A 4,014-nucleotide genomic window follows, 5' to 3' on the forward strand; every position below is an offset into this window, starting at 1 on the left:
GGTCGCGCCGGTGTTCATCACCGGTGCCGGGGCGACGACCGGTGACTCCACCGCCGGGGCTGCCGGTGCCGCCGGTGCCGGTGGCGGCTCGGGTGCATGTGGCGGCTCGATGAACGGCGTGCTCCACGCGCCGGCCGGTGCGGTGGGCGCCACCGGCGGCGGTGGCGGTTGGGCGAACGCCGAGTCCAGTCCCGGCGACGTCAGCGGGGCGCTCGGGCCTGCGTTGGGATTCAGCGCTTCAAGGCTGGTCGTCGGCGAACTCATGCCCGGCGCCGCCGGGCCGGTCGGTGCCGTCATCGCCGGCCCAACCGGTGCCGGACCACTTGGCACACCGGCGGCGGGCATGGCCCCGCTCGTGCTGGTCACCGGCATGCCCGGGGCTGGTGCGGGCCACGGCCATGCCGGGGGTGGGGGGGGGTGGGGGGGGGGGGGGGGGGCGGGTAGCGGGAGGCCCGGGGGGAGGACCAGGTGGTGCCGGAGGTGCAGCGACTGGAGCGATCGGTGCCGGAGGTTCTGGGGGTCCTGGCGGCGGCGCTGGATTCGCGGCCGGAGCGACCGCCGCTGGAGGTTTGGGGTCTGTGGCTGGAGCGGCGACGGGGGCGAGCGGCCCGCCATTCCCTCCCGTGTTGTGTCTGCGATGAAATAGTACGCAGCGCTGATGCGTCCGCCACTCGCTTCCAAGAAGCCAGGCTGCGCTGTGAACCGGCCGAACTCAGCCCGCCGGCACCAACCGCAGACAGATCGAGTTGATGCAGTACCGCTGATCGGTCGGGGTGGGGTAGCCCTCGCCTTTGAACACGTGCCCCAAGTGGCTGTGGCAGTTCGCGCAGAGCACCTCGGTGCGGGCCATGCCCAGCGAGTCGTCGGAGCGCAGGATCACCGCGTTGGATGAGGCCGGGTCGAAGAACGACGGCCAGCCGCAGTGTGAATGGAATTTCTCGGTGCTGCGGAACAGCTCGGCGCCGCAGGCCCGGCACTGGTAGACGCCCTCGGTGGTGGTGTCGACGTACTCGCCGGTGTGCGGGCGCTCGGTGCCGGCCCGGCGCAGCACCGCGAACTCGTCGGGGGTGAGCTTTGTCCGCCACTCGTCGTCGGTGAGCGCCACCTGGGGCTGCAGAAGGGTCATGCCTTCACGCTAGCGCAGCCCTCCGCAGCCGTCAGCCACACCGGATCGATGCCGTCGGCCAGCCGCCCCTCGCCGCGCGCGTCCAGGTAGCGGAAGTACAGCACCGCGCAGACCACGATCAGCACCAGCGACCAGCCGTAGGTGATCTTCAGGTACTCCAGCGGCCGGCCGATGTACATCCAGTTGAACAGCAGCCAGCGGTCCAGGCTCATGAAGCCGTAGATGCCCAGCCAGGCCGGCCAGTTTCGCAGCACCGAGTTGGGCAACACCACCGTCATCAGGAACGGGAACAACACCATCGAGTAGTAGCCCTGCCCCAGCGAGAGCACCAGGAACGACGCGATCAGCAGCACGCCCGATGACGTCAGCAGCCAGAACCGCGGATCGCGCACCCGGTAGTAGCGGTACAGCAGCCAGAGGCTGACCGCGGCGATCGCGGTGAACAGCAGCCGCAGGAACAGGATCAGCGGGCCGGGCAGCCCGAAGAAGGTGCCGTTGCCCAGGATCGAGCTGTTGAAGTAGTCGCGGGTGCTCAAGATGTAGGGCACGGTGTTCTTGAAGAAGTCCAGCGGGTGGCTCACCAACGGCAGCGCGGCAACGTTGAACGCCAGCGGAACGCCGATCGCGGTGGCCAGCGTCCGCCACTGCCGACTCAGCAGCGGCAGCAACAGCAGCGGCCCGAGCACCGGTTTGACCACCAGCGTCAGCCCGATCGCGACCCCGGCGCACCACTGATGGTTCAGCCGGCTGTCCAGCAGCCACCGGAAGAACAACACTTCCAACAGCAGGATGACCCCGTTGATGTTGGTGAAGACCAGGGTGTTGGTGACGCTCTCGGTGCAGAACATCGCCAGCAGCAGCGCGGGGGCCGCCACCGACGTCAGCGTGTAGTCGAACAGCCGCAGCAGCAGGTAGGCGGCGAGCAGGATGGCGATCACGTTGGTCAAGATGAACGTGTACCGGGAGACCGTCTCGGGCAGGTACCCGAACGGCGCCATCAGCAATGTGCCGCCCGGCGGGTACAGGTAGTGCGGGTCGACGTAGTCGAAGTGTTCGTTGTAGATGTCCAGCCCGTGCCGGAAGTTCTGCACCGCCCGGTAGACCGGCTTGAAGTCGTCGGTGATGTTGCCGTTGGTGGTCAGCACCACGGTGCGGTGGATGACCGACAGGATGGCCGCCGGCCAGAGCACCGACCGCCACACCGTCGAGTTGCTGGGTGCGCTGGTGGGGGGGCGAAACGCCGCCAGCACGCGGTCGCGAAGGTCGACTGCGGTCACCAGCGAACCGTACACCGGGCGCCCGCTGCGGCGTCGGCTGAGGTTGGGCTCAGGCCGGGCAGTAGGTGTCGGTCCCGGGCAGGGTGCCATCGTCGAGGTATCCGATGATCGGCGGCACCGCGCAGGACGAGTAGATCGCGGCGCCGTGACCGATGCCCTGCCACATCACCCGCCGGCCGGTTGCCTGGGCGTTGACGATGGTGGCGGCGGTGGCCGCGATCCCTTCCTCGCCGACGATCGGGTCGTTCCGCACCCCGAGCAGCATGACGTTGATCTTCAGATCCGCCGGCGCCGTCGGCGCCGAGCTGCTCGGCCAGCTCAGACATTTGGCCAGGTCCAGCGCCGCGACCGAGCCGAACTCGGGGTACTGCTTGCGCCAGGAGACCACCAGCTCGCGCACTCGGTCCGGGGTGGGCCGGTCGAGTGAGTCGGCGCAGGCGTTGATGAACCGGCCGTCGCTGCCGAAGATGGTCTGGGCCTGGTTGATCAGGTTGGTCAGCAGGTTGTTGTCGCCCGAGCGTGCGGCGGCCAGGGCGGCGGCCAGCGCGCCGGTGTTCTTCGCGCCGTCGCCCGCTGGGTAGCCCAGCGACGTGCTGATCGCATAGGTCAGCGCAGCCAGTGATGCGCGGCCCGGACCGTTGCCGGATCGCGCGTCGCCGAGCAGCGCGTCCACCGCGCCTTTCGGGTCTCCGCCCAGCGGGCAGTTGATCGCGACGCACTGGGCGACGAACGCGTCGAAGGCGGCCTGCTGGCCTTTGACCCGCGCTTCGGCGGCGGCCTCGGCGGCCACCCCCGGCGCGATCGGCGAGTCGAGCACCAGTCGGGCCACCTTGCTCGGATACGACCCGGCGTAGGCCATCGCCACCTGGGCGCCGTTGCCGACGCCGACCAGCGCCAGCGCCGGCACGTCCCAGGTGCTGCGCAGCTCTTCCAGGTCGGCGGCGGCGTGCTCGTTGTCGTAGGCCGACTCACCGGGCGAGATGGCGTCGGTGCAATCGGTGGTGGCCTTGGTGGCGACCTCTACCAGCTTGGCCACCGGATCGTCGCCACGCTCGAATTGCGCTTGCTCCCACATGATCTGGCGCTCGGAGCGGTCCCGGCAGCTCACCGCGTCCGACAGTCCGGTGCCGCGGCGGTCCACCGCGACGATCGGGTGGCTGCGCAGCACGTCGGAGCCGGCGCGAGACAGCCAGACCGGAAGCTGCAGTGACGACGGCAGGTCCCAGCCGGTGGTGAAGACCACCGGGCCGGCGTCGGCCGGGGTCTGCGCCGACCGGGCGCGGACCACCCCGATGGTCAGCTGCGAGGACTCACCGCTGAGCGGGTTGGTGTCGGCCTCGTAGCTGGAGCACTCCAGTCGCACGCCGGGCGCTTGCGGCACCCCGGCGTCGGTGAACAGCTGCGACGTGCACTCGCGCCAGGGCAGGTCCTTCTTCGGTGCGGCGATCGGCACCGGGCCGCCGGGCTCGGGTGTGGTGGTCACCGGCTGGCCCTGCGGCCCGGCGCCGGAGTCGGTGGCGAAGCGCGGGTCGGCGGCCGGGGCCAGCGGCGCGCAGCCGGCCAGCACGGTGGCCACGGCGACGCCGGCTGCGACCAGCGTGCCGAACCTGG

Annotated in this window: 3 protein-coding genes and 1 pseudogene; all 4 read right to left on the reverse strand. The window is 70.4% G+C overall.

What is annotated here, in order from left to right; translation table 11 throughout:
* Positions 1-264 (reverse strand): annotated as a pseudogene (locus tag AC2VNT_RS15495) (hypothetical protein); the annotation flags it as partial.
* 448 nt (positions 265-712) lie between these two features.
* Positions 713-1,126, reverse strand: coding sequence for a peptide-methionine (R)-S-oxide reductase MsrB (gene msrB, locus AC2VNT_RS15500; RefSeq protein ID WP_486947700.1), 414 nt, complete (start codon positions 1,124-1,126; stop codon positions 713-715).
* Entirely contained in the window at positions 1,123-2,418 is a 1,296-nt protein-coding gene (gene aftC / locus AC2VNT_RS15505) for an arabinofuranan 3-O-arabinosyltransferase (protein ID WP_486947701.1), read from the reverse strand. Before aftC ends, msrB begins: the two co-directional genes overlap by 4 nt.
* Before the next feature lie 34 nt (positions 2,419-2,452).
* Positions 2,453-4,000, reverse strand: a complete 1,548-nt coding sequence (locus tag AC2VNT_RS15510) for an alpha/beta hydrolase (protein ID WP_486947702.1) — start codon at positions 3,998-4,000, stop codon at positions 2,453-2,455.
* Between the last annotated feature and the right edge of the window lie 14 nt (positions 4,001-4,014).

This window comes from Mycobacterium sp. TH-M15, from assembly GCF_057473705.1.